Genomic DNA, 23924 nt, shown 5'->3' with positions numbered 1-23924 from the left:
GCTATCTGCCCTCTGAGAAATTGGTAGAATACTGACTGGTTACAATCAACACCATTGTACTGCAACTCAGGGAAATCTCTTTACTCTTGTGAGCATAACATCCGTCACCTTTGAGCCGATAGGCATCATCCACTCCTGCTTTCGACAGAAGTTTGGCATTCCCCGCCAACCTGGGCTGGTACGGGCCGCTAGAGGTCAGCTGGAACTGTTACCCCCATACAACCGACGTGAAGCACTGACAGGGCTGGAAGGTTTCAGCCATCTATGGATTCATTTCATTTTTCATCAAACCATGGATGAAGGATGGCGGCCTACCATCAGACCCCCTCGTCTTGGTGGCAAGAAGCGTATAGGCGTATTTGCCACACGCTCCACTCACCGACCGAACCCTCTGGGCATGTCAGTAGTACGTCTGGAAAACATTCTTGAACAAGATGGCCGACTGCTACTGGAGATATCCGGTATCGACCTTCTGGATCAGACCCCAGTGGTAGATATCAAGCCCTATCTCCCCTATGCCGATATTATCAGTGATGCCAGCGGAGGCTTCGCCCCCGAACCTGGCGCGCAAACTGCGGTAACCTTCACGGAGGAAGCGCTGGCTATTTGCCAACAATATGAGCAGCAACAGGGACGCCAGTTACAATTACTCATCCAGCAGATTCTGTCCCAGGATCCCAGGCCCGCTTATTTGAACAAAAACAACGAACGCAGTTTTGGTATGAGTCTATGGGATCTGAATATTCGCTGGCGAATTGAGACTGGGGGGTTCGTTGTTTACGAGGTACAGCAGCAGGAGCCATGTATTTCGCCGTAAAAACAGCTGCCTGCAGCTTATGCCTCCAGACCGGCGATTTTGGCATAAAAATCACAGTACATGGCCCAGGACTGCTCGACATATTTGATGCGTTCAGGAAAGCTTTGGGTGTTCGGGGGGCTGATATCCGGATAAGGATTGGCTTCCCATATCACCAAAGCACCCTCACGATCGTAGCTGTAGTCAAAAGCGGCAAAGTCAAACTCCAGTGCCCTACTGGCAGCATGGAATATTGCTGCCTCTGCCACCGGACTCGAGAGGTACTGCATCTCTTCTTCGTAAGCTTCAGGTGTTCGAATCCGCTGCTCGGGGCGTACCTCCCAACCGGAGCAATGCATCAGGTGGCGGGGCAGACCTTTATCTCCCACCACCAGATAGCGATATTTGCGGTAATAACCATCGCCATCGAGCACATCAATAAACTCCAGCGCGACCCACTGCTCGGGATCGGCTTCGGCTGTTGGCCACCACAGGGCCAGTTCTGACTCGCTATCAAGCAGCGTCATTCCCTCACCATGCCCAAAGCGAGGCCGAACAATCAGCGGAAAGGACAAACCTGCCAACGTCCGGGGGAAATTATGATCCAACGGGGCCACTCCAGGCACACGAACGGGCAAGTGACTGAGACGATCAATCATGGTGACACGTTCAGAGTTAGACAATACTCGGCCCGGCTGAACAATGCGCCCCCCCTGTAAAGTTAGCTGATGCTCCACCCGTTGCAGTTGCGTCCAGAGCCCAGCGTCACGCTCGCGCACAGGGTCTTGAACCCAGGCATGAAGCAAGACCACCTCTCCATGGTCATCCAGATTACAGGGTAGCCGGTCTAACCGCACATGTTCCCGTAGCCGAGGTCGATGGATTTCCATCCATTGCAGCAGACAACGATAGAAATGATCCTCCTGGGCTGATTCACTTAAGAATAATATGGCGGGAAAACTCTTATGAAGCCGACTATTTTCTTTGTGATCCTGATGCCGCCAAGCGGCCAGCTGACGTTCACGTCGCCAGCCATTCCAGCGCCATTTAAAACCATCCCCCAAACGATGAATGATGCCGGGCATTCCGGTTAACTCCATCATAAAAGGTCCCAACTCATGATATGAAAATCGACTTCGGGAAAGCGAGGATCGGCTGGCGCCGGGCCATGATCGATCCAGCCTCGGGGAAGCAGCAATCTCTGCATAGAGGGAGAAGACTGACGTACGGCAAAGTGCACCCCGGCATCTCGCATGGCTAAATCCTGTTGATCAAGCAGTAAGGAAGCAAAACCGTGCCTGCGATAGGCTGATAATACCGCCACACGTGCCGGTGCCCCTACAGGTCCCTTACTGCCCTGTTGTGCCGACGAACCTGGAGTATCAATACCCGCAGCTATATAAACCTCGGCTTCATCAACTTCACACAAACGCTCGTGAATACCCAACGAAGCCGCTGCAACAATTTCTCCCCGATCACGCACTACCCAGTGCAAACGCAGATGATCGTGGGGGTCACTCCACTGCTGCTCAGGAAAACACCTGGGGTCGATGCCCGCATCGCACCAGGCCCGAAAACGAAATGCGGCTAATTCTTCCAGATGCGATGCCTCGTAAGGCTCGATCACCAAGGGATTTTCAGCACTTAAACTCATGCGGCTCTGACCAATGGCAGCTGTAGCAACTGGCGTACCTCACCGCAGGAAGCAGGTTCACGCCCCATCGATCTGGCCACGCCTACAACACGCTCAACCAAACGAACATTAGAGGCAGGGTCTTGCTTGGTTAAGGGGTCCATCCAGATATTGTCTTCCAGGCCTACCCTGACATGACCTCCCATAGCCAAAGCCAGGCAGTTCATTTCAAACTGATATCGCCCGATACCAGCGCCAGACCAGATCATGCCTGACGGCAACGCATTAACCATCATGGCAAGATTAAAGCCTCCACTGCTCAGCGTACCAAGAGAACCCAAGAGGATATTGGCGTAAAAGGGTCCTTTAAGCTCGCCTCGCTCAATCAACGTACGGGTATAATCAACCATGCCCAAATCAAACAGTTCAATCTCCGGTACTATGCCCCGTTCACGCATTTTCCTAGCCAGTCCGACAATGGTTTGAGGCGCATTTATTGAAGCCTGACGGGGAAAATTAAGCGACCCCATGGTCAAGGATCCAAGGTCTGGACTGGCATCGAGTACTTCCGCTCGTTTTTCCAACTCAGTCACCGTTCGACCACTGGTCGAACCGCTAATAATGACCCCAGGGCAGGCTTTCCTTACCGCATCGAATAGTTGACCAAAGCGCTCCCCTTCATAGGCCGGCTCACCATTTTCGTAACGGATATGCAGGTGCAATACCGAAGCGCCCGCCCCAACTACTCGCACGGCGTCAGCGACTATCTCTTCGCAGCTCAAGGGAATATAGGGATTGTCATCTCTGGTCGGCACCATACCAGTCAGCGCCGCATTGACTATCACTTTATCCATCGCGTCCTCCTTACTCGATAAATGTGCAGGGAGTCCATGCATTCCAGCCTACCGCCTTAGCGCGCGCAGAACGCCCTTGACACAACTGCCCCATCGGTCTGGGAAAGCAAAAAATGATCCACTATATAAAACACAAACAATTACAGTGAGATAAAAGCCCTGTAACAGCTGGCATTCAAAACTGACAGGGTATTTGTAAAGAAATCGAACACCCTATAAACAGCCAGCATTGAGCTAATATAATAGACAGCCCACCTCCCTCCAGAACGGCTCTAAACCAAACACGCTTTACCCTTCTGAGTCATCCATGCCTCAGAATTTGAAGTTCATAGACGCTCGCCATCTTCACTCCACAGCCCAGCGTAAACAATGTTTACCCCTGCTTTTTCAGCATCAATTTCAACCCAAAAACCATGGACTTTCCATCTAGCATTTTCAGTGCAGTTAGCTGGCCCCTCAACAAAGACAAAATAGAAAATCGGCAGATTCAACCTCTTTTCCTATACTTAAACGAATCCAGACGGCGCACTTTCGCGCTGCCCCATAGGGAGAAAACCTATGTGGTGTCAAAAAATAATTATAAATATATGGGGAGTTTTTCTTTTCTTACTCCCTCTAGAATGGGCTATTGGAACCGTCGAGAACGATACATCTGATGGTTATAGAATCGCTATCATTGACCGCTTCTATCCCCCTCAATTAGGGTTTGGTTCCCCACAAGAACGCTCATCCAGCAATTGGCTATACGGGTTGTATGACCTTGATAATGACGATGAACGGGAACCTCTTTATCACGGAGATCTGGTGCAGCGAATAGCCTCACATCCACACTTCACCTTTTTCCATTTCCCGATGGCCAGCAACATGCATCCCATGGCCGAGATTTCGCGAAACTTGCACAATTTGCTGGCTCAGCTGGATAAACGACCGATCGACGCTCTCTTACTATCCTGGGAATCTTCAACCCTGGTTAGTGCTTTCGAGAACCCACTTAAACCGGCAAATGCGGAACGATATATTCAGACCGTACGTCAATGGGGAATTGAGCATACCAGCTGGAAGAACACCTACCGGATTATTCGACAACTCGAATCCCTGGGTCGACGGGGTGTAAAGGTTTTTACAATTGCGGGCAACGGAGGCCCCGGCATGGTAAACACTTTTTCATTTGCCACGGGAGTCACAACGGTAGGAGCCAGTGAACGGGAACTACAGCACTTTGTTGCAAATAACCCGTTCGTGGATACTTTTGAAAATGCGGCCTATGTCATCACCCGAATCGACGATCATACAGGAAAGGCCGTGGGGTACGACATCAACGGCGACCGATGCAGTGATATAACGTTGAAGCAACTCAGTGGCCGAGGTAAACATCCAGCATCGCTGGTTCATCATTACTGGAAACCACTTATCGGATCCTCATTCGCAGCACCTATGGCACTGCGAAAAGCTCTAATACCAGCCGAAGCCCGCAAACCCTGTGACGGGTAGGATGGCCGTATCAGCACTCAATCGAGAGATGAAATAATCGACCCTAATGCCTCGGCCGGATCAACAGCTTGGGTAATTGGTCGCCCAATAACCAAATAACTACTACCTAACGCAAGCGCCTCATTCGGCGTCAGAATACGTCGCTGGTCACCTCGCTCTGTGTTCGCCGGACGTATACCTGGAGTGATCAAAGAAAAATCTTTACCCAATTGCTCGCGCAGCATACTCACTTCTTGCGCTGAGCAAACCACGCCATCGAGACCACTGTCTTTGGTCAGGCGAGCAAGCCGGCTCACCTGCTCCAATGGATTTCGATCCAACCCAATATCCGCCAAATCTTCCTGTTCCATACTGGTCAAGACCGTTACCGCAATGAGCAAAGGGTTAGAGCCGGTGCGCTGCGCCAATACATCTCGACACGCCTCCATCATCCGACGCCCACCACTGGCATGGACATTGACCATCCAGACACCCAGTTCAGCAGCCGCTTTTACCGCTTTTGAGGCGGTGTTAGGAATATCGTGGAATTTAAGATCCAGGAATACCTCAAAACCTCGCTGGTGCAGCGCCTCGACAACCGCCGGCCCCGAACTGGTAAATAACTCTTTGCCGACCTTTAAACGGCATTGTTGGGGATCGAGCTTATCAGCTAAAGCCAAGGCTGGCTCACTGCTGGAGTAATCGAGGGCCACGAGAATCGGAGACATATCATTATCCGCTAGAAAGGTTGGCAACCTGACAATAATCACAGGTATGAGGGCTAAAACAGGTCGCTATTGTAAAGCCAGTGTTACTGACCCTCAATACCTCGAATAGGTTTCACGCTACCCCACTCCTTACAGCTGGGACACTGCCAATACAACTCTTTGCCACCAAAGCCACAGCTACCACAGCGGTAGACCGGCTTGGTATCAATGACACGCGACACCAGATTTGACAGCAAGGTCAGGTTCTCACGGCTGCTGCCTTCCAGCTGTTCCATGTGCAGCTCGATCAAGCCGTGCAGGCCTTTCAGCGAAGGGCGACGAACAAGCTGATTGACGATAAAACGGCTAGCTCGTTCATCTCCACTATCACGTCGAATGGACTCCGCCATCGCCATCATCACCGCTGTTGAAGGGTGTTCCTTCAGGCAGCGGGTCAAGTAACCCGATATGGACTGAAAACGCCCCAGCTTCTGATCCACCATCACCAGCAGCGGAATGGTCTCTGAAACAAAGTCCGGATCCTGTTGGCTAACCCGCTGGAGCGACTTATTGGCTGCTCTATAATTTGCCTGCTCATACTCCATCGAACCCATTAACAGGCTGGCACGAACAGAGTCAGAATCGATGGAAAGAGCCTGGCGAAGTTTTTCCCTGGCTTCATGAAATTCTTTGCGGTCTAACGCCTGCTGTGCCAATTCGCAGTAAAAATGGGACACAAGATTTCGGTAGTAGTTGTCGTCCCGACTGAGCAACTGCTGGGCTATATCGATGGCGCGCTGCCACTCCTTCTCCTGTTGATAAACTTCTAGCAACAAGCGCAAGGCGTCGAACTTGATCTCATTCTCAGCTCTGGAAATATCACGCAACAATGCTTCTGCACGATCCAGCAATCCTGCAAACAGATAATCGCGAGCCAACTCTAACTGCACCCTTAAGGATTGCTTGTAACTCAGACTGGGCTTGGCCAATAATCCCTGATGCACCTGAATTGCGCGATCCACTTCTCCCCGTCGTCCATATAGCCGGCCAACTGTAATGCGGGTTTCAAAGCTTTCCGCACTCTCGCTGGTAACATCGAGAGCACCGATAAAGGTCTCTATTGCTTCATCGGGTTGATCGTTCAGAAGGTAATTCAGGCCGACAAAATATTCCTGAGAAAGGTTCTCAGATTTTTTACGGCGAACTTTAGCCCGGTCAATGCGTCCTAGCACGTAACCGATTGCTATCGCTGCGACTAACAGTAGCAGCAATCCCCACTCCGGCATCAGTCTGTTCCCTTGATGACACTCTCATGCAAGCTTTTCAATTCAGCATCACGTCGTACGAGTTTACGGTGTAAGCTTTTATTTTTCATCCAGAGGCGAGAGACCACGAGCGCAGCGGAACTGACGCCCAGGACACCACCAACAATAAATGACACCAGAAGATACCAGGCCAAACTCCATTGTGGAGCCTGATAACCTAGATAGCTGACAGAGATGAGTTCCGTGTTAGAAGCGACAAATTCGACCGCCAAAACCAGCATAAAAAGAAGAATTGCTACAAAGAGTATCCATTTAAGCCATGTCATCAATTTGTGCATGCATCCCCCGAATCAGAATTTTTTATCCGAGTCTACAGAACCGTTAACTAGCACCCTGAAACCATAGCGGGATTATAGGTGCTGGCAAGATCAAAACAAATCGATCATCGTATAGCAACGGTTAAAATTATTGCTCTTGCAAGCTCAGATTAACCCGCTCACGGAGCTCTTTGCCAGGCTTGAAATGCGGAACAAATTTCCCTTCCAGAAGAACCGAGTTACCGGTTTTAGGGTTACGTCCTACACGAGGCGCTCTGTAGTGCAGCGAGAAACTGCCAAAGCCTCGAATTTCGATACGTTCACCGACCGCCAGGGTTTGGGACATCTGCTCGAGAACGGTCTTGATCGCCAGCTCGACATCCTTAACGGATAGCTGTCCCTGCTTCTCTGCAATACGTTCGATCAGTTCCGATTTGGTCATGTTTATCCCTGCCCCTCATCACGGATCCGTTAAAAATAGCTAATCGCTATAAATAAATCAAGTAACTGTTTGATTATTAAGAATATATTACAAATACTTGAGTGAGAATGACTCACGGATGGGATTTTATGCCCTGTTTTGTAGCAAGTATTGGCAAGTGACCGCTATTTCAATCCCTGGCCAGCCCTCTTCGACAGCATAAGTGCCCTGCACAGAAAACCCTGCCATGAGACAAAGCAAGGTTCAGTTTCCAGCAACAAAAAAGGCACCCTAAGGTGCCTTTTTCACAACAGGGAGAGATTTACTCCTTGTTGCCCATCTGCGCCTTGATCAGGTCACCGATGGTGGTTGGTCCGGAAGAAGTCACTTCCTGAGAGCGCAGCTCTTTCATTGCTGCTTTCTCGTCGGCTTGGTCCTTCGCTTTGATAGAAAGGCTGATCACACGGTTCTTGCGATCAACACTAACAATCTTGGCTTCAACCGCATCGCCTTCTTTCAACACGTTGGTCGCATCTTCGACGCGGTCACGGCTGATTTCAGAAGCGCGCAATGTACCTTCAACGTCTTCGGCCAGAGTGATAGTCGCCGCCTTGGCATTAACTTCTTTCACTACACCGTTAACGATAGTGCCTTTCTCATTGGCGGCAGCGTAGTTGGAGAATGGATCGTCTTCCAACTGCTTGATGCCCAGAGAGATACGCTCACGCTCAGGGTCGATAGACAGGATAACAGTCTCCAGCTCTTCGCCCTTCTTGTAGTTGCGTACGGCTTCTTCGCCCACTTCGTTCCAGGAGATATCGGACAGGTGAACCAGACCATCGATAGCACCGTCCAGACCGATAAAGATACCGAAGTCTGTGATGGACTTGATGCTGCCGCTGATGCGATCGCCTTTATTAAAGTTGCTGGAGAACTCTTCCCATGGGTTAGCTTTACACTGCTTGATACCCAGAGAGATACGACGACGCTCTTCGTCGATATCCAGAACCTGAACCTCAACTTCGTCACCCACCTGTACAATCTTGGAAGGATGAACGTTCTTGTTGGTCCAATCCATTTCAGATACGTGTACCAGACCTTCAACACCTTCTTCCAGCTCAACGAAGCAGCCGTAATCGGTCAGGTTGGTTACGCGACCAGTGGTGCGAGCACCTTCTGGGAAACGGTTCTTAACGGCTACCCATGGATCCTCACCCAACTGCTTCAGGCCAAGAGAAACACGGTTACGCTCGCGATCAAACTTCAACACCTTAACGTCGATTTCATCGCCCACATTGACGATTTCGCTTGGATGCTTGATGCGCTTCCAGGCCATATCGGTAATGTGCAGCAGGCCGTCAACGCCACCGAGGTCAACGAACGCACCGTAATCGGTAAGGTTCTTGACGATACCCTTGATTTCCTGACCCTCTTGCAAGGATTCAAGGAGGGCATCACGCTCAGCGCTGTTCTCGGTCTCAAGAACGCTACGACGAGAAACAACCACGTTATTACGCTTTTGATCCAGCTTGATAACTTTAAATTCAAGCTCTTTACCTTCCAGGTGAGTGGTATCACGCACAGGACGCACGTCAACCAGGGAGCCCGGCAGGAAGGCACGGATAGAGTTAACATCAACCGTAAAGCCACCTTTGACCTTACCGTTGATAACACCCTTAACAATCTCTTCGGCTTCGCAAGCAGCTTCAAGAACCTTCCACGCTTCAGCGCGCTTGGCCTTCTCGCGGGACAGCTTGGTTTCACCGAAACCATCTTCAACTGCGTCCAGCGCTACCTGTACCTCATCACCAACCGCGATGGTCAGTTCGCCGCTTTCGTTCAGGAACTGCTCGCGGGGAATAACACCTTCAGACTTCAGGCCCGCGTGAACGGTTACCCAGTCGCTATCGATGTCTACTACCAGGCCACTGATGATGGCACCTGGCTTCATATCGAGGCCTTTTAGGCTCTCTTCAAAAAGGTCTGCAAAGCTTTCGCTCATTTTGATTCCTGTTATATCAATGTCTACGGCTTAGCAGAACTAGAAAAATTCTGATCAGCCTCCACCACACTGCCAGCGTGCGGGGTCAAATGGCAAAAGGGCGCAATGCCGCGTCTCTGGCGCTACGGCTTTGCACCCCCTGTGACGAGCGTCAGATCAAACCGCGCTTGGCGACTTCTTCTAACACTCGTTCGAGTACTTCATCTATGGTCAATTTGGTGCTATCCAACTGAACCGCATCATCTGCAGGCTTCAATGGCGCAACAGCCCGATTCATATCGCGCTCGTCCCGCTCCTGGATATCAGCCAAAAGGCGCTGAATGCTAACATCAATACCCTTCTCTTGCAACTGGCGTTGACGCCGATCGGCGCGCACCTCGGCGCTGGCCGTAAGGAATACTTTTAAGGGGGCCTGAGGGAAAACCACAGTCCCCATATCACGCCCATCAGCCACCAAACCCGGGGATTCGGCAAAAGCTCGTTGACGCTTGAGCAATGCAGTTCGCACATCGGGCAGCGCAGCAACACGCGAAGCCGCCACCCCACAGTCTTCCGTGCGCATGGCTTTGCCGACCTGTTCACCCTCAAGAATAACTTGCAGGGCATCATCATCGGCAGTAACAAATTGAACATCGAGATGCTCGGCCATTACTCGCAATGAGTCTTCATCGTCCAGCGCCACCTCGTGATTTTGCGCCGACAGCGCAACCAGCCGATAAAGCGCACCACTATCAAGCAGGTTCCAGCCCAGCTTGCGCGCCAATAATCCGCTGATAGTGCCCTTGCCTGAACCGCCAGGGCCATCAATGGTAATGACCGGCATACGAGTTATTGATTGATCACTCATTGCTTACTCTCGCGTCTGCAATTGAAAGCCAACCGACTGGGCCAGCTCCACAAAGTTAGGGAAAGAGGTGGCCACATTCGCACAGTCTCGAATACGAATTTCACCCTTGGCACGCAGTGCAGCAACGGCGAAAGCCATCGCAATCCGATGATCACCATGGCTTTCTACTTCACCGCCACCGAAAGGTTTGCCGCCCTCAATTTCGATGCCATCTGGACGGGTTTTCAAACTAACACCCAACACCTCAAGACCATCAGCCATCACCTGGATGCGGTCACTTTCTTTCACTCGTAGCTCTTCTGCACCCTTTAGAACTGTTTTTCCTTGGGCGCAAGCCGCAGCGACAAAAAGTACCGGGAACTCATCAATGGCCAAGGGCACCTGATCTTCGGGGATTTCTATACCCTTGAGTTGTGATGAGCGGACTCGAATATCTGCCACCGGTTCGCCACCCACTTCACGCTGATTCTCCAGGGTCAAATCGGCACCCATTTGACGCAAGATATTGATCACTCCAATACGGGTTGGATTGATACCGACGTGAGCAATCACCAACTCTGATTCCGGGGCAATCGAAGCAGCTACCATAAAAAATGCCGCCGAGGAGATATCACTAGGTACTTCGATTCGGCAACCCTTGAGCGAACCGCCGCCTGTCAAAGTGACACGATTACCCTCTACCGTTACCGGATAACCAAAACCGCCCAGCATTCGCTCGGTATGATCTCGTGTCGGCGCAGGCTCAGTAACCCGGGTCTCGCCTTCGGCGTACATGCCGGCCAACAGAAGGCATGACTTAACCTGAGCACTCGCCATTGGCATGACATAATCGATACCTCGAAGCTGCTTATTCCCTTCTATATTAAGAGGAGGTCGCCCCTCAGCCTGGGCCTCAATCACAGCGCCCATTTCTGCCAAAGGGTTAGCAACTCGCCCCATAGGGCGGGATGAAAGGGATTCATCACCGGTTAGGGTCACATCAAATGATTGCCCTGACAAAAGCCCGCAGAACAGGCGCATTGCGGTTCCAGAGTTGCCCAGATAAAGAGGCCCGGGCGCAGGCTTAAGGCCCTTCATCCCAACGCCATAAATAGTAACCTTACCCTGGTGTGGTCCCTCAATAACAACCCCCATATCGCGAAACGCCTGTAAGGTAGCGAGACTGTCCTCCCCTTCCAGAAAACCTTCTACCTCGGTAACGCCTTCGGCGAGGGAGCCAAGCATGATGGAGCGGTGGGAGATCGACTTATCCCCTGGCACGCGAATTTCCCCGCGCACTGAACCGCCGGGTCGAGCGATAAAACTGATATCTTGTTGGGTCATGGAATCCATATAAGCCTTTCGTGATTGCATTTTTGTAAAGTGATCCCGCGCGACTTTAGCCCGGGTAAACACACCCAGCATGTATTGACCATCCTCTGACTCGATCGCCAAACGAAGCTTATCAAGGTCCAGGGTAAAGTCTTTCAGGGCACGTAAAACAGCATCTTTGTTGGCAATAAAGATGTCGTGCCACATGGTAGGGTCACTCGCTGCTATGCGAGTAAAGTCGCGAAAACCGCCGGCAGCGTACCGGAAGATGTCCTGATTGTCTCGTTCTGTTGCCAAAGTATCGACCAGGGAAAACGCCAGCAAGTGAGGCAAATGACTGGTAGCCGCCAGCACCTCATCATGGCGCTGAACATCCATTTCGAGCACCTCGGCCCCCGTCGAAAGCCATAATTCTTTCACTACCGATAAGGCCTGACGGTCGATCATAGCGTGAGGCGTTACCAACACCTTATGATCACAAAACAGTTCCGCATGAGCCGCCAGGACTCCACTCTTCTCCGAACCTGCAATTGGATGTCCCGGTACCAGATTGGGGGGGATTTCACCAAAGGCCGTCTCTGCAGCTGCCAGCAAGGAACGCTTCGAACTCCCTGCATCGGTAATGATTTTCCCAGTCAGGTCATACCTGGCCAGCTCCAGCAGCACCTCATCCATACTCAGAATGGGCACCGCCAACATAATAATATCGGCCTGGACGACCCCCTCCTCGAACCGCTCGGCATAATCGTCGATAATGCCCTGCGCCTTGGCAATCCGAAGGGATTGGATATCACTGTCGCAAGCCAACACCTGTCGACAGACTCCCGACTTTTTTATGGCCGCAGCAAAAGAGCCGCCAATCAATCCAAGCCCGATAACCAGCAGAGCGCCAAAACGGGGTTGTGAAGAAGAAACCTTCATCATCAATTAAAGCGCTGCCTGAGGATACGAACCCAACACTTTCAAATCGGATGCCGTTACACCTACCTGTCGCATAACCTGAGCAATACGAGGCTCGTCGACATGCCCCATAAAATCGATAAAGAACACATAGTTCCAGGCCCCAGTATTGGAAGGTCGTGTTTCAACTCGGGTCAGATCAACCTCCTCGGTACGGAAAGGCTCCAACAAGTCGTGCAAAGCACCCGGTTGATTGCGCATCGCGACCATAATTGAGGTTTTATCATCACCACTTTCAGGTACTTCCTGGGTGCCTATGATCAGGAAACGCGTTGAATTATCGGGCTGATCCTCGATTTTCTCAGCAATTTTTTCCAAGCCATACAACTCAGCCGCCATATCACCGGCAATGGCCGCCGAGTGCCACTCACCTTTAATACGACGGGCCGCTTCCGCATTGCTATTTACCGCAACACGCTCCACCCCAGGATAATGGGAGTCTAGCCATTTACGGCATTGGGCCAACGATTGCGCATGGGAATAAATTCGCGAAATCTTGTCCTTACGGGTGGTTTCGGCAACCATAAAATGGTGATGAATACGGAGCTCAACCTCACCACATATCTTGAGGCTCGAATCCATAAAATTATCCAGGGTATGGTTGATCACACCCTCGGTAGAGTTTTCAACGGGAACCACGCCATAATTTACCGCGCCCGCCTCGACCTCCCTGAACACCTCATCAATGGACGACATGGGAACCGCTACCGCCGAATGACCGAAATGCTTCAACGCTGCTGCCTGTGTGAAAGTACCCTCAGGTCCAAGGAAAGCTACCTTGACCGGCTGTTCCAATGCGAGGCAAGCCGACATAATTTCACGAAACAGCCTCGCCATTTCTTCATCATTCAGAGGTCCGGCATTTCGCTCCATAACGCGCCGAAGCACCTGAGCTTCACGCTCAGGGCGATAAAACAACGCATCAGTCTCTCCACCATCCTGTTTCACGGTTGCGACTTCCTGGGCACAGGAGGCTCGCTGATTAATCAGCTGCTGAATATCAGAATCAATCGCGTCGATTTTATCCCGCAACATTTGTAACTGTTTCTCTTCAGACATCCGCTTATCCATACTGTTTGTCAAATTCATTCATATAGCTCACCAAAGCATCAACAGCCGCCTCAGACACGGCATTATAGATGCTCGCGCGCATTCCACCCACAGAACGATGCCCCTTCAAATTGAGCAAACCTCGCTCCCTGGCACCACTCAAAAAAGGATCATCCAGCGCCTTATTTTTCAAGGTAAAAGGCACATTCATCGAAGATCGATAGCTCAAATCAACGCAACTGCCATACAGCCCACAACGATCAATGGCGGCATAGAGTTTTTCAGCTTTTCGCTGATTGCGCTCCGCCATCACCCCTAAGCCACCTTGATGCTTTAGCCATTGAAACACCAAACCAGCCAAATACCAGCTATAAGTCGGTGGGGTATTCAACATGGATTCATGATCAGCAATCAGCTGATAATTCATGGTTCTTGGAACACCGGCCTGAGCCTTACCCAAAAGATCTTCCCGCACAATAACCAAAGTTAATCCGGCCGGGCCGATATTTTTCTGCGCCCCCGCATAAATCAAACCGAAGCGGGACACATCAACAGGGCGCGACAGAATGGTGGAAGACATGTCCGCAATCAGAGGCGCCTGCGAACAGGAAGGAATATCAAATAATTCCAGACCACCAATAGTTTCATTGGGCGTGTAATGGAAATACGATGCCCGCTCGCTTATCTGCCAATTATCCTGACTCGCAATGGAACTGTAGGCCAGGGATTTACCGCTGGCGACCACATTAACTTTGCCGAAACGGCGCGCCTCATCAATCGCTTTACCCGACCAAAGCCCGGTATCCAGATAATCCGCCTCTCCGCCAAGCTCCATCAGATTCAAGGGCACAGCAGAGAACTGCGCAGTAGCCCCGCCTTGAATAAATAAGACCCGGTAGTCATCAGGCACCTGAAGCAGTTCGCGAAGGTCAGCTTCAGCCGCTTTAGCGATAGACTGAAATTCGTCACTGCGGTGACTCATCTCCATCACCGAAAGGCCCAAACCTCCCCAGTCCAGCATCTCTCGCTGGGCTCTTTCCAGAACCTCGGTAGGCAGCGCAGCCGGACCAGCACAGAAGTTATAAAGTCGACTCATGTCTTATGTCGCCAGCTTAATGGACAAGAGGGCGATCATTGCTGATCGCCCTCTCGACACCACTATTCCTCGGTATCATCCTCGTCTTCGTATTCTTCGTCCTGAGGCTCATCAACACGCTCAATACCAACCAGATGCTCACCTCCAGACAGCTTGATCAAGGTCACGCCCTGAGTATTTCGACTCTGGACAGACACCTCATCAACCCGGGTTCGCACCAGCGTACCCTGATCGGTGATCAACATAATCTCTTCGCCATCAACGACCTTAACCGCGCCAACCATCTCACCATTACGCTCAGTCGTTTGCATTCCGATCACACCCTGACCGCCACGTCCGCGTAGCGGGAACTCACTGGCCAGACTTCGCTTGCCATAACCATTCAAGCTGGCTGTCAGAATCTGGCTATCCTCTTCCGGGATAATCAGGGAAATGGTTTTGAAGCCGTCCGCCAGGCGAATACCTCTCACTCCGCGTGCCGTTCGACCCATGGTACGTACGTCTTTCTCATTGAAACGAATCGCTTTACCGGAGTTACTGAACAGCATGACATCACGCTCGCCATCGGTAATGGCGGCGCCCATCAGGGTATCACCCTCATCCAGCGCCAGCGCGATCAAACCGCTGCTGCGACGCTTGGCAAACTGCTCCAGCGGCGTTTTCTTAACCGTACCGTTAGTGGTTGCCATAAAGACATAATGGCCTTCGGTATACTCTTCGACGGGCAGAATTGCCGTAATGCGTTCATCCGCCTCAAGCGGCAACAGGTTGACCAGCGGACGTCCCCGTGAGGTACGGCCCGCCTGAGGAATTTCATAAACCTTGAGCCAATACACCTTGCCGCGACTGGAGAAACAGAGGATCTGCGTATGGGTGTTAGCCACCAGCATATGCTCGATAAAATCCTCATCTTTAACCGCGCTCGCTGACTTGCCGCGCCCGCCTCGCTTCTGCGCCTGATAGGTATCGAGCGGTGTTGTCTTGGCGTAGCCACCATGAGAGATCGTCACAACCATATCTTCTTCGGTAATCAGATCTTCAACGGTGAGGTCGCGACGCGAGCTTATGATCTCGGTCATACGCTCATCACCATATTGCTCCAGTACCGCTTCCAGCTCTTCACGAATCACCTCAAGCAAACGCTCGGGACTGGAAAGAATCAGCATCAACTCGGCAATTTTTTCCAGCAGATCCTTATACTCGGCGATCAGTTTTTCATGTTCCAGGCCGGTCAGGCGGTGCAAGCGCATTTCTAGGATAGCCTGAGCCTGCGCTGGAGACAGATGATACTTACCGCCCTCTTTGAGGCCATACTGTTCGGGCAGATCATCAGGCTTACAAGCATCGGCACCGGCTTTTTCCAGCATAGACAACACATAGCCACCGTCCCATGCGGTTGCCATCAAACGCTCTTTGGCCTCTTGTGGCGTCGGGGATTCCTTGATCATTTTGATCACAGGATCGATATTAGACAGGGCAACGGCCAACCCTTCCAGAAGATGCCCACGCTCACGAGCTTTTCGCAGCTCATACACCGTACGGCGAGTCACCACCTCACGACGATGACGCACAAAGGCTTCTAACATTTCTTTCAGATTAAGAATGCGCGGCTGTCCATCCACCAGGGCCACGACATTAATACCGAACACGGTTTCCAATTGGGTTTGGGCATAGAGATTATTGAGTACAACTTCGCCCACTTCACCACGTCGCAGCTCGATCACCACGCGCATACCATCCTTATCGGACTCGTCGCGCAGCTCGGAGATACCCTCGATCTTCTTCTCTTTGACCAGCTCGGCGATCTTCTCAATCAGGCGAGCCTTGTTCAGCTGGTAAGGCAACTCATGGATAATAATGGTGTGCTTGTTACGCTTTTCATCAATTTCGACTTCGGCACGGGCGCGAATATAGATACGGCCACGACCGGTGCGATAGGCCTGCAGAATTCCGGCCTTACCGTTAATAATGGCACCCGTAGGGAAATCAGGGCCGGGTATGTATTCCATCAAACCATCGATATCGATGTCAGGATCATCAATCAGGGCCAGACAGCCCTTGACCACTTCACTGAGGTTATGAGGAGGAATATTGGTTGCCATACCCACGGCGATACCCGATGAGCCATTGACCAACAGGTTAGGGATACGGGTCGGCATAACGGCCGGAATTTGCTCGGTACCATCGTAGTTGGGGACAAAGTCGACGGTTTCTTTATCGAGATCGGCCAGAATATCGTGGGAGATTTTTTCCATACGAATTTCGGTGTATCGCATGGCCGCTGCAGAATCGCCATCAACCGAACCAAAGTTACCCTGACCATCGACCAGGGTATAACGCATGGAAAAAGGCTGGGCCATGCGCACAATGGTGTCGTATACCGCCGAGTCACCATGAGGGTGATATTTACCAATGACATCACCGACCACACGGGCAGACTTCTTATAGGGCTTATTCCAGTCGTTATTCAACTCGCTCATGGCGAAGAGCACTCGACGGTGCACTGGCTTCAAGCCGTCCCGAACATCGGGCAAGGCCCGCCCAACAATAACGCTCATGGCATAGTCGAGGTATGACTGCTTCAGCTCTTCTTCAATATTGACCGGCTGAATTTCTTTGGCGATTTCACCCATTACGGATCAGATTCCTTTATCTGTGCAGGGGCTGCACCCGAATAGCGACTCAGCACGACTCACTCGCACTGCCCACCAAACGGCCCCCGAATAGCGATAATCAAAGACGCGAGATTATACCCGAAGCACCTATGACTGTATATGTGCCAGACCTATAACCGTATGATTTACAACCAGCTTCTGTTCACAAATCCACCAGCAATTAAGTGACAGACCCGGATTGCATCAAAGAGTGCATTTTGGCGCTGTCGGGGTGCTCAACCACCCCCTTTTCAGTCACCAGAACATCGACCAAATCTGCCGGCGTGACGTCAAACACCGGATTAGCCACCGGGCAACCCTCTACCCCCAGAAGCTCCCCCCCATAGCTCAACAACTCATCGGCTGCGCGCTCTTCGATCGGGATCTGCTCACCACTGGCCAGGCTCATATCTACCGTGGACGTTGGGGCAACCACCATCACCTTCGCACCATGGTGGTGAGCAAGAATAGCCAGACCATAGGTCCCTATTTTATTGGCAACATCACCATTAGCCGCAATACGATCCGCCCCGACCACAATCCAGGCAATTTTCTGCTGACGGATAATATGGGCTGAAGCACCATCGGCATTCAACACCGACGGAATGCCTTCTCGCAAAAGCTCCCAGGCAGTCAAGCGGGAACCTTGCAACCAGGGCCGCGTCTCATCCATATGGACCAATTCGAGCACCCCTTCCTGCCAGGCACTGCGAATCACCCCAAGCGCCGTCCCATAGCCGCCAGTGGCCAAAGCCCCCGCATTGCAATGCGTCATAAAACGATGCGGACCCTCACCACTTAAGCGCCTGATTGTCGCCACCCCCAGAACGCCCATATGCTGGTTATTCCGCCGATCGACCTCATGAATGGCAATCGCCTCACGCTCAACAAGAACGCAAGCCTCGACTGCACTACCGCTGGAGGCGATCAAATCCTGCATTCTATCCAGCGCCCACTTCAAGTTTACCGCCGTTGGCCGGCTCTGCCGCAAACCTGAAATATCGGTCGCTACCCGTTCTTGCCATTGGGAATCATCAACATGCTCCCTGAGCGAAAGCACCACAGCGTAGGCTGCGGCAATACCAATTGCGGGAGCGCCCCGGACCACCATATCTTTAATGGCTTTGGCAACACCCGAAGCCTGGCGATAGTGCAAATAACGCTCCTCACCAGGCAGCAAACGCTGATCCAACAGACACAGCACCTCCGCCTCCCAAACAACTGCATCGCAACGCTGTTTTTGTCCCGTCAAAACCATTCCTTATCTGCTGATAACTGGCGCTCTGGATATCCGCAACACAGAGCTAATATAGAAATCAAACCTCTGCCGACATCGCCATCCTGAAGCGCAAACCACGATACAAGAAATGCTCTCAACTGACAAAATGTCGGGTATACTCGCAACTCGCCGAGCAGGATGAATAATCAATGACACAGACTACAACCCATGCCGACAACATCATTGATGCTGGCTGGATAATCCCCGTCAATGCCAGCAAGGAGATACTGAGCAATCACAGCCTGGTGATCCAGCATGGACATCTTATCGCCCTGCTCCCTACCGCCGAGGTGGACAAGCATTATCACAGCGATAAACGTTATAGCCTGCAAGACCACCTGCTGATTCCCGGGCTGATTAACGCGCACGGGCATGCCGCCATGACATTGTTCCGCGGACTTGCCGACGACCTGCCGCTGATGACCTGGCTACAGGACCATATCTGGCCTGCCGAAGCGCAATGGGTGAACGAAGAATTCGTACAGGATGGCACCCAACTTGCCATGCTTGAAATGCTACGCTGCGGCACTACCACCTTCAGCGACATGTACTTCTTTCCCGATGTTGCCGCCCGAGCCGCTCACGATGCACGCATGCGCTGCCAGATCAGCTTCCCGGTTCTGGACTTCCCGACCGCCTGGGCCCGAGACGCGGACGATTACATCCATAAAGGGCTCGAGCTGATCGACGACTTTGGCAGCCAGCAGCTGATCAATATCGCCTTTGGCCCTCACGCCCCCTACACGGTTTCCGATGCTCCCCTGCAGCGGATCGTCACCCTTTCGGAAGAGCTCGACTGCCCGGTACAGATCCACCTGCACGAGACCGCCCAGGAACTGCGAGATGCTTTTCTGGCTGATCGCCGGCGCCCCATCCAGCGCCTGCACGACCTCGGACTATTGGGACCTCGACTGCAATGCGTCCATATGACGCAACTGGACGACCGCGACATTCAGCTGATGCGCCAAAACAACGCCCATGTAGTGCACTGCCCCAATTCCAACCTGAAATTAGCCAGCGGCTTTTGCCCCGTGGGTAGACTGCATGGCGCCGGAGTCAACGTCGCGCTAGGCACCGACGGCGCCGCCAGCAACAACCGGCTCGATATGCTGGGCGAGATGCGCAACGCCGCCCTGCTGGCAAAAGCGATCAGCAACGATGCCAGCGCCATTGATGCCCACAGCGCACTAGAGATGGCCACGATCAATGGCGCCAAAGCCCTGGGTATCGACGCATACACCGGCAGCCTGGAAATCGGCAAAGCCGCCGACATTGCCGCCATCAATCTGTCAGCGATCGAAAGTCAGCCACTCTATAACCCACTATCACAACTGGTGTACGCCACCGACCCCAGCCAGGTAAGCCACGTTTGGGTGAACGGCGAGCTTTTGCTCGAAGACCGCAAAACACTGACCCTGGATTCAACCCGCATCATCAGCCGCGCCCGCAACTGGGCCGAGCTGATCAAAGACAGCCAATAAGACACACTTACCTTATGACCGACACACAGCAACCGACCAATACCCGCAACGTTGACCGGGCCGAGATCGCCAAATTTGAAGCATTAGCGAGTCGCTGGTGGGACCCGGACAGCGAGTTCAAACCGCTGCATCAAATCAATCCTTTGCGCTTGAACTTTATTGACGAACGCTGCCAATTGGCGGGCAAACGAGTCATTGATGTGGGCTGCGGCGGCGGAATCCTGTCCGAGTCTATGGCGCAACGCGGAGCAGACGTTACAGGCATAGACATGGGCGAAGCTCCTTTGGCTGTGGCCCGCCTCCACAGCCTGGAAAGCGGCGTCAAGGTTGACTATCAGCAATGCACGGTAGAAGAGATGGCCGCCCTCCAGCCCTCCAGCTTCGACGTCGTTACCTGTCTCGAAATGCTGGAGCACGTTCCCGATCCCGCCTCGGTTATTCGAGCCTGCCACGAACTGGTCAAACCGGGCGGACAGGTGTTTTTCTCCACCATCAACCGCAACCCCAAGGCCTATCTGTTTGCCATTATTGGGGCCGAATATTTATTAAAACTGCTGCCCAAGGGAACCCACGACTTCGATAAATTCATTCGACCCTCAGAACTGGGCAACTGGATTCGAGAAGCCGGGCTGCAAACCCGGGAAATAACCGGCATGAGCTACAACCCCCTCACCAGAATTTACAGACTCGGAGACAATGTCGACGTCAACTACCTGGTTCACAGCCAAAGGTCCAAGCAGGATGACTAACACCTCTCTGGATTGCGTGCTGTTTGACCTCGACGGCACCCTACTGGATACCGCCCCCGACTTTGTCACAGTACTCAACCAGCTGCTAGCGGACGAACAACGCCCAACCCTAGCCGACGCAGCTATCCGGGCCACGGTATCGAACGGAGCCCGGGCCCTGATCACATTAGGGTTTGACATCCAGGAAGGTGAACCCGGCTTCGAATCCCTTCGCCAAAAATTACTTGACCTGTATGAAGCACAGCTTGGGCAACAAACCCGCGCCTTCGCAGGCATCGACAACCTTTTATCCGAACTGGAATTCAGGAGCATAAGCTGGGGAGTAGTAACCAATAAACCCAGCCGCTACACCAACCCGCTGCTGGAAAAGCTAGGTTATCTGTCTCGTTGCGCCACCGTTGTCTGCCCCGATCAAGTCAGCCATACAAAGCCCCATCCCGAGCCTATGCTCCTCGCCTGCAAGCAGGCATCCTGCACACCCGCCTCAACCATCTACATTGGCGACCACGAGCGAGACATCCAGGCTGGCCATAACGCCGGCATGCCAACCATCGCAGCACTTTATGGCTACCTCGACGACGACATCGACTGGCAACAGTGGCAGGCTACCCACCAGGTTCATCACGCTAACGAAATACTGCCCTGGCTTGAACGGCTTGATTGGCAAGCCCCATCCCCCACCAGACCCTATTCTCGTACCTAATGCCGCAAATCGATATAATACCGAGCCAATAACCAGTTATTTTCGCCGCAAGGGCTACTCATGTTCGATTATCAAGCTAAAGACAACCTGCTGAAGGACAAAATTATTCTGGTCACAGGCGCAGGAGCCGGAATTGGCAAGGCCGCGGCAATCAGCTTTGCCCAGCACGGTGCCACGGTGATCCTGGTCGGCAAAACAGCCAAGAAGCTGGAAGCCGTCTATGACGAAATTGAGGCCGCCGGGTACCCGACACCGGTCGAGTGTCCATTGAACCTTGAAACCGCCACCGAGAAAGATTACGCCGACCTCGCATCTCAAATTGATCAGGAATTCGGTCGCCTGGACGGCCTGCTCCACAATGCCAGCGCATTAGGACAACTCGGACCTCTCGAGCAGTACGACAGCACCATGTGGAACCGCCTGGTACAGGTCAACCTGACGTCACAGTTTCTGATGAGTAAAGCACTGATCCCTTTATTAACCGAGTCAAAAAGCGGTTCACTAGTATTCACCTCATCCAGTGTTGGCCGCAAGGGACGTGCATATTGGGGAGGCTATGCTATTACCAAATTTGCCACCGAAGGTATGATGCAGGTCTGGGCCGACGAGGTCGAAGGGGACTCTACATTGCGCATCAACAGCATCAACCCCGGAGCTACTCGCACCAGCATGCGGGCGACAGCCTACCCTGCCGAAAACCCCGAAACCCTGCCCAGCCCGGAAGAGATCCTGCCCCTGTACCTTTACCTGATGGGTGACGACAGCATTGGTGTTAACGGCCAGGCCATGAACGCCCAATAACCACCGGCAACGCCTTGCCGCCCAAAGTGACAAAAAATTGTCACTTTGGGCGAAACACCTGCCGATTCTTGCGTCATAAAGCTGCCGCCCGGAATTATAAAGCGTCAAAAAAAATGACACAAACAACCTAACCAATTGATTTTAAAGCATTTATAAAAAACAAACCCATTGATGGCATGATTTTAGCTTGCTAACTGATAACCGATAAGGCTATGTCAGTATAAACAGAGGCAAAATCATGGGACCAACAGCGCGAAGCAGCAGCAAGCTAGGCCAGGACAATGTGAAGCTTTTTACAGCACCGCACACCCTGGGTTTAGCCAATCAGGCGCTGAAAAACCGCAAATCGCTTCAAGAGCAGCTCAATGAGCGTCTGTCGCGTAGATTGCAAACCACTCTGGACCTGGAGCAACAACTGTCGCTGTTTTTCCAGGAGCTGAATTCTGCTCTCAACATTGACGGCATAGAGTACCGTCACGGCACCGAAGCGATTGAACTGACCCTTGGACGCCGCTCGGCCCATAGCTGCAGCTATCGATTGTTAACCGAAAAAGATTTTAATGGCGAGATCAGCTTTAGCCGTCGCCAGCGCTTTAATGAAGATGAGCTACAGCTCATCGAATCTACTCTGGGCCAACTGGTCTACCCCTTACGTAATGCCCTGAGCTACCGCCAGGCAATCCAGCTATCCCTGACTGACCCACTGACCGGGGCTGGCAATCGGATCGCCATGGACAATGCCCTGCGCCGGGAACTGCAAGTTTGCAGTCGTAGCAAGCAGCCCCTTTCCCTGCTGATTATGGATCTCGATCACTTTAAGGCTATTAACGACAGCTATGGCCACAACGCCGGTGACCACGTTCTCAAGCACGCCGTGGATTGCGCTCGCCAGGCGATTCGAGATGTTGATATGCTGTTTCGCTTCGGCGGTGAAGAGTTTGTGATTTTACTGGGCGATTCCGGACTGGAAAACTCCGCGATGGTGGCAGAGCGCATCCGCAGCCAGATTGAAAGCATGCAGTGTCACTTTCAAGGGGAAGAAATTGCCGTCACAGCCAGCATTGGCGTTGCCACCTATAATGGCAACGAACATATCAACGATACCTTGCAGCGCGCGGACCAAGCTCTCTACACAGCCAAACGAGAAGGCCGAAACCGGATATCAACGCTCTGCACCGCCTCCTAGTCACCACGTCGAGATAGCCCGGAACTGGACCATTTGAAGGCCAACACCTCGACGTTAACTCCTCAAACCGATTAGAACACCGATCGAAGCCGCACCTGATAAGGGTACGGCGAAGCACTCATTAACTTAAGGCACCTCTGATTCATTCGGATAGATCTCTGCGGATCCTAAAATGGTTTTTATCAAGGCGATACTCGCCGTTCATGTCGAGACCTGAACAAGGGCTTCAACACCGAGAGAAACCATGTTAGGACCGCCCTACGGGGCTTTCAGGCGAACCCAGACTCTTTGTTACGCCTTTTTGAAAGGTCTAGACCTTACTGCAAAGACGTGCCGCGATTC

General features: G+C 52.3%; 22 protein-coding genes. 7 read left to right on the top strand and 15 right to left on the bottom strand.

What is annotated here, in order from left to right:
- Positions 1 to 88: 88 nt before the first annotated feature.
- Positions 89 to 817 (top strand): tRNA (N6-threonylcarbamoyladenosine(37)-N6)-methyltransferase TrmO, encoded by a 729-nt coding sequence (tsaA, locus tag MIB40_RS15780; protein ID WP_249696247.1) that lies wholly within the window; start codon positions 89 to 91, stop codon positions 815 to 817.
- 17 nt (positions 818 to 834) lie between these two features.
- Here tsaA and MIB40_RS15775 read toward each other — a convergent pair whose 3' ends face one another.
- The 4 genes from MIB40_RS15775 to MIB40_RS15760 form a co-directional block, all read right to left on the bottom strand.
- A complete protein-coding gene (locus MIB40_RS15775; protein WP_249696245.1) occupies positions 835 to 1899 on the bottom strand; it encodes a hypothetical protein in 1065 nt (354 codons plus the stop codon).
- Complete coding sequence (locus MIB40_RS15770; protein ID WP_249696243.1) at positions 1896 to 2450, bottom strand: GNAT family N-acetyltransferase; 555 nt, start codon at positions 2448 to 2450, stop codon at positions 1896 to 1898. The genes MIB40_RS15775 and MIB40_RS15770 overlap by 4 nt, the downstream gene beginning before the upstream one ends.
- On the bottom strand, positions 2447 to 3283 hold the full coding sequence (locus MIB40_RS15765) for a BKACE family enzyme (protein WP_249696241.1): 837 nt from the start codon (positions 3281 to 3283) through the stop codon (positions 2447 to 2449). The genes MIB40_RS15770 and MIB40_RS15765 overlap by 4 nt, the downstream gene beginning before the upstream one ends.
- Before the next feature lie 326 nt (positions 3284 to 3609).
- A complete protein-coding gene (locus tag MIB40_RS15760) occupies positions 3610 to 3774 on the bottom strand; it encodes a hypothetical protein (RefSeq protein WP_249696239.1) in 165 nt (54 codons plus the stop codon).
- Positions 3775 to 3841: 67 nt separating this feature from the next.
- On the opposite strand from MIB40_RS15760, the gene MIB40_RS15755 reads away from it, so the two are divergent.
- The gene (locus MIB40_RS15755; protein ID WP_249696237.1) at positions 3842 to 4774 is read left to right on the top strand and encodes a hypothetical protein; all 933 of its coding nucleotides are present in this window, start codon (positions 3842 to 3844) and stop codon (positions 4772 to 4774) included.
- A 17-nt stretch (positions 4775 to 4791) separates the two neighbouring features.
- On the opposite strand, the gene pyrF is transcribed toward MIB40_RS15755, so the two are convergent.
- From pyrF to mtnA, 11 genes are all read right to left on the bottom strand, one after another.
- The gene (pyrF, locus tag MIB40_RS15750) at positions 4792 to 5481 is read right to left on the bottom strand and encodes an orotidine-5'-phosphate decarboxylase (protein ID WP_249696234.1); all 690 of its coding nucleotides are present in this window, start codon (positions 5479 to 5481) and stop codon (positions 4792 to 4794) included.
- 83 nt (positions 5482 to 5564) lie between these two features.
- Positions 5565 to 6746: a lipopolysaccharide assembly protein LapB gene (gene lapB, locus MIB40_RS15745; RefSeq protein ID WP_249696231.1), complete on the bottom strand. Its 1182-nt coding sequence runs from the start codon at positions 6744 to 6746 to the stop codon at positions 5565 to 5567.
- The gene (locus tag MIB40_RS15740) at positions 6746 to 7063 is read right to left on the bottom strand and encodes a LapA family protein (RefSeq protein ID WP_249696229.1); all 318 of its coding nucleotides are present in this window, start codon (positions 7061 to 7063) and stop codon (positions 6746 to 6748) included. The genes lapB and MIB40_RS15740 overlap by 1 nt, the downstream gene beginning before the upstream one ends.
- Before the next feature lie 127 nt (positions 7064 to 7190).
- The gene (gene ihfB / locus MIB40_RS15735; protein ID WP_249696227.1) at positions 7191 to 7484 is read right to left on the bottom strand and encodes an integration host factor subunit beta; all 294 of its coding nucleotides are present in this window, start codon (positions 7482 to 7484) and stop codon (positions 7191 to 7193) included.
- Between the two features lie 301 nt (positions 7485 to 7785).
- Positions 7786 to 9465: a 30S ribosomal protein S1 gene (rpsA, locus tag MIB40_RS15730; RefSeq protein WP_249696225.1), complete on the bottom strand. Its 1680-nt coding sequence runs from the start codon at positions 9463 to 9465 to the stop codon at positions 7786 to 7788.
- Between the two features lie 151 nt (positions 9466 to 9616).
- Positions 9617 to 10312: a (d)CMP kinase gene (gene cmk / locus MIB40_RS15725; protein WP_249696222.1), complete on the bottom strand. Its 696-nt coding sequence runs from the start codon at positions 10310 to 10312 to the stop codon at positions 9617 to 9619.
- A 3-nt stretch (positions 10313 to 10315) separates the two neighbouring features.
- A complete protein-coding gene (locus MIB40_RS15720) occupies positions 10316 to 12544 on the bottom strand; it encodes a bifunctional prephenate dehydrogenase/3-phosphoshikimate 1-carboxyvinyltransferase (RefSeq protein WP_406566472.1) in 2229 nt (742 codons plus the stop codon).
- Between the two features lie 6 nt (positions 12545 to 12550).
- Positions 12551 to 13642 (bottom strand): prephenate dehydratase, encoded by a 1092-nt coding sequence (gene pheA, locus MIB40_RS15715; RefSeq protein ID WP_249696219.1) that lies wholly within the window; start codon positions 13640 to 13642, stop codon positions 12551 to 12553.
- Positions 13643 to 13646: 4 nt separating this feature from the next.
- On the bottom strand, positions 13647 to 14729 hold the full coding sequence (gene serC / locus MIB40_RS15710; RefSeq protein WP_249696217.1) for a 3-phosphoserine/phosphohydroxythreonine transaminase: 1083 nt from the start codon (positions 14727 to 14729) through the stop codon (positions 13647 to 13649).
- A gap of 62 nt (positions 14730 to 14791) precedes the next feature.
- A complete protein-coding gene (gyrA, locus tag MIB40_RS15705) occupies positions 14792 to 17362 on the bottom strand; it encodes a DNA gyrase subunit A (RefSeq protein WP_249696215.1) in 2571 nt (856 codons plus the stop codon).
- A 202-nt stretch (positions 17363 to 17564) separates the two neighbouring features.
- Entirely contained in the window at positions 17565 to 18635 is a 1071-nt protein-coding gene (gene mtnA, locus MIB40_RS15700) for an S-methyl-5-thioribose-1-phosphate isomerase (RefSeq protein WP_249696214.1), read from the bottom strand.
- A 176-nt stretch (positions 18636 to 18811) separates the two neighbouring features.
- Between mtnA and MIB40_RS15695 the strand changes: the two genes are divergently transcribed.
- The 5 genes from MIB40_RS15695 to MIB40_RS15675 all read left to right on the top strand — a co-directional run bounded on the left by MIB40_RS15695 (position 18812) and on the right by MIB40_RS15675 (position 23582).
- Positions 18812 to 20143, top strand: a complete 1332-nt coding sequence (locus tag MIB40_RS15695) for a TRZ/ATZ family hydrolase (protein ID WP_249696211.1) — start codon at positions 18812 to 18814, stop codon at positions 20141 to 20143.
- A gap of 14 nt (positions 20144 to 20157) precedes the next feature.
- Positions 20158 to 20892, top strand: a complete 735-nt coding sequence (ubiG, locus tag MIB40_RS15690) for a bifunctional 2-polyprenyl-6-hydroxyphenol methylase/3-demethylubiquinol 3-O-methyltransferase UbiG (protein ID WP_249696209.1) — start codon at positions 20158 to 20160, stop codon at positions 20890 to 20892.
- On the top strand, positions 20885 to 21595 hold the full coding sequence (locus MIB40_RS15685; protein WP_249696205.1) for an HAD family hydrolase: 711 nt from the start codon (positions 20885 to 20887) through the stop codon (positions 21593 to 21595). The genes ubiG and MIB40_RS15685 overlap by 8 nt, the downstream gene beginning before the upstream one ends.
- A gap of 60 nt (positions 21596 to 21655) precedes the next feature.
- Positions 21656 to 22396 (top strand): YciK family oxidoreductase, encoded by a 741-nt coding sequence (locus MIB40_RS15680; protein ID WP_249696201.1) that lies wholly within the window; start codon positions 21656 to 21658, stop codon positions 22394 to 22396.
- A gap of 238 nt (positions 22397 to 22634) precedes the next feature.
- Positions 22635 to 23582, top strand: coding sequence for a GGDEF domain-containing protein (locus tag MIB40_RS15675; RefSeq protein WP_249696196.1), 948 nt, complete (start codon positions 22635 to 22637; stop codon positions 23580 to 23582).
- Positions 23583 to 23924 lie beyond the last annotated feature (342 nt).

This window comes from Aestuariirhabdus haliotis (assembly GCF_023509475.1).
Classification (GTDB): domain Bacteria; phylum Pseudomonadota; class Gammaproteobacteria; order Pseudomonadales; family Aestuariirhabdaceae; genus Aestuariirhabdus; species Aestuariirhabdus haliotis.
Note: the sequence above shows the minus strand (reverse complement) of the source record. Positions and strands in the feature narration are given on the sequence as shown.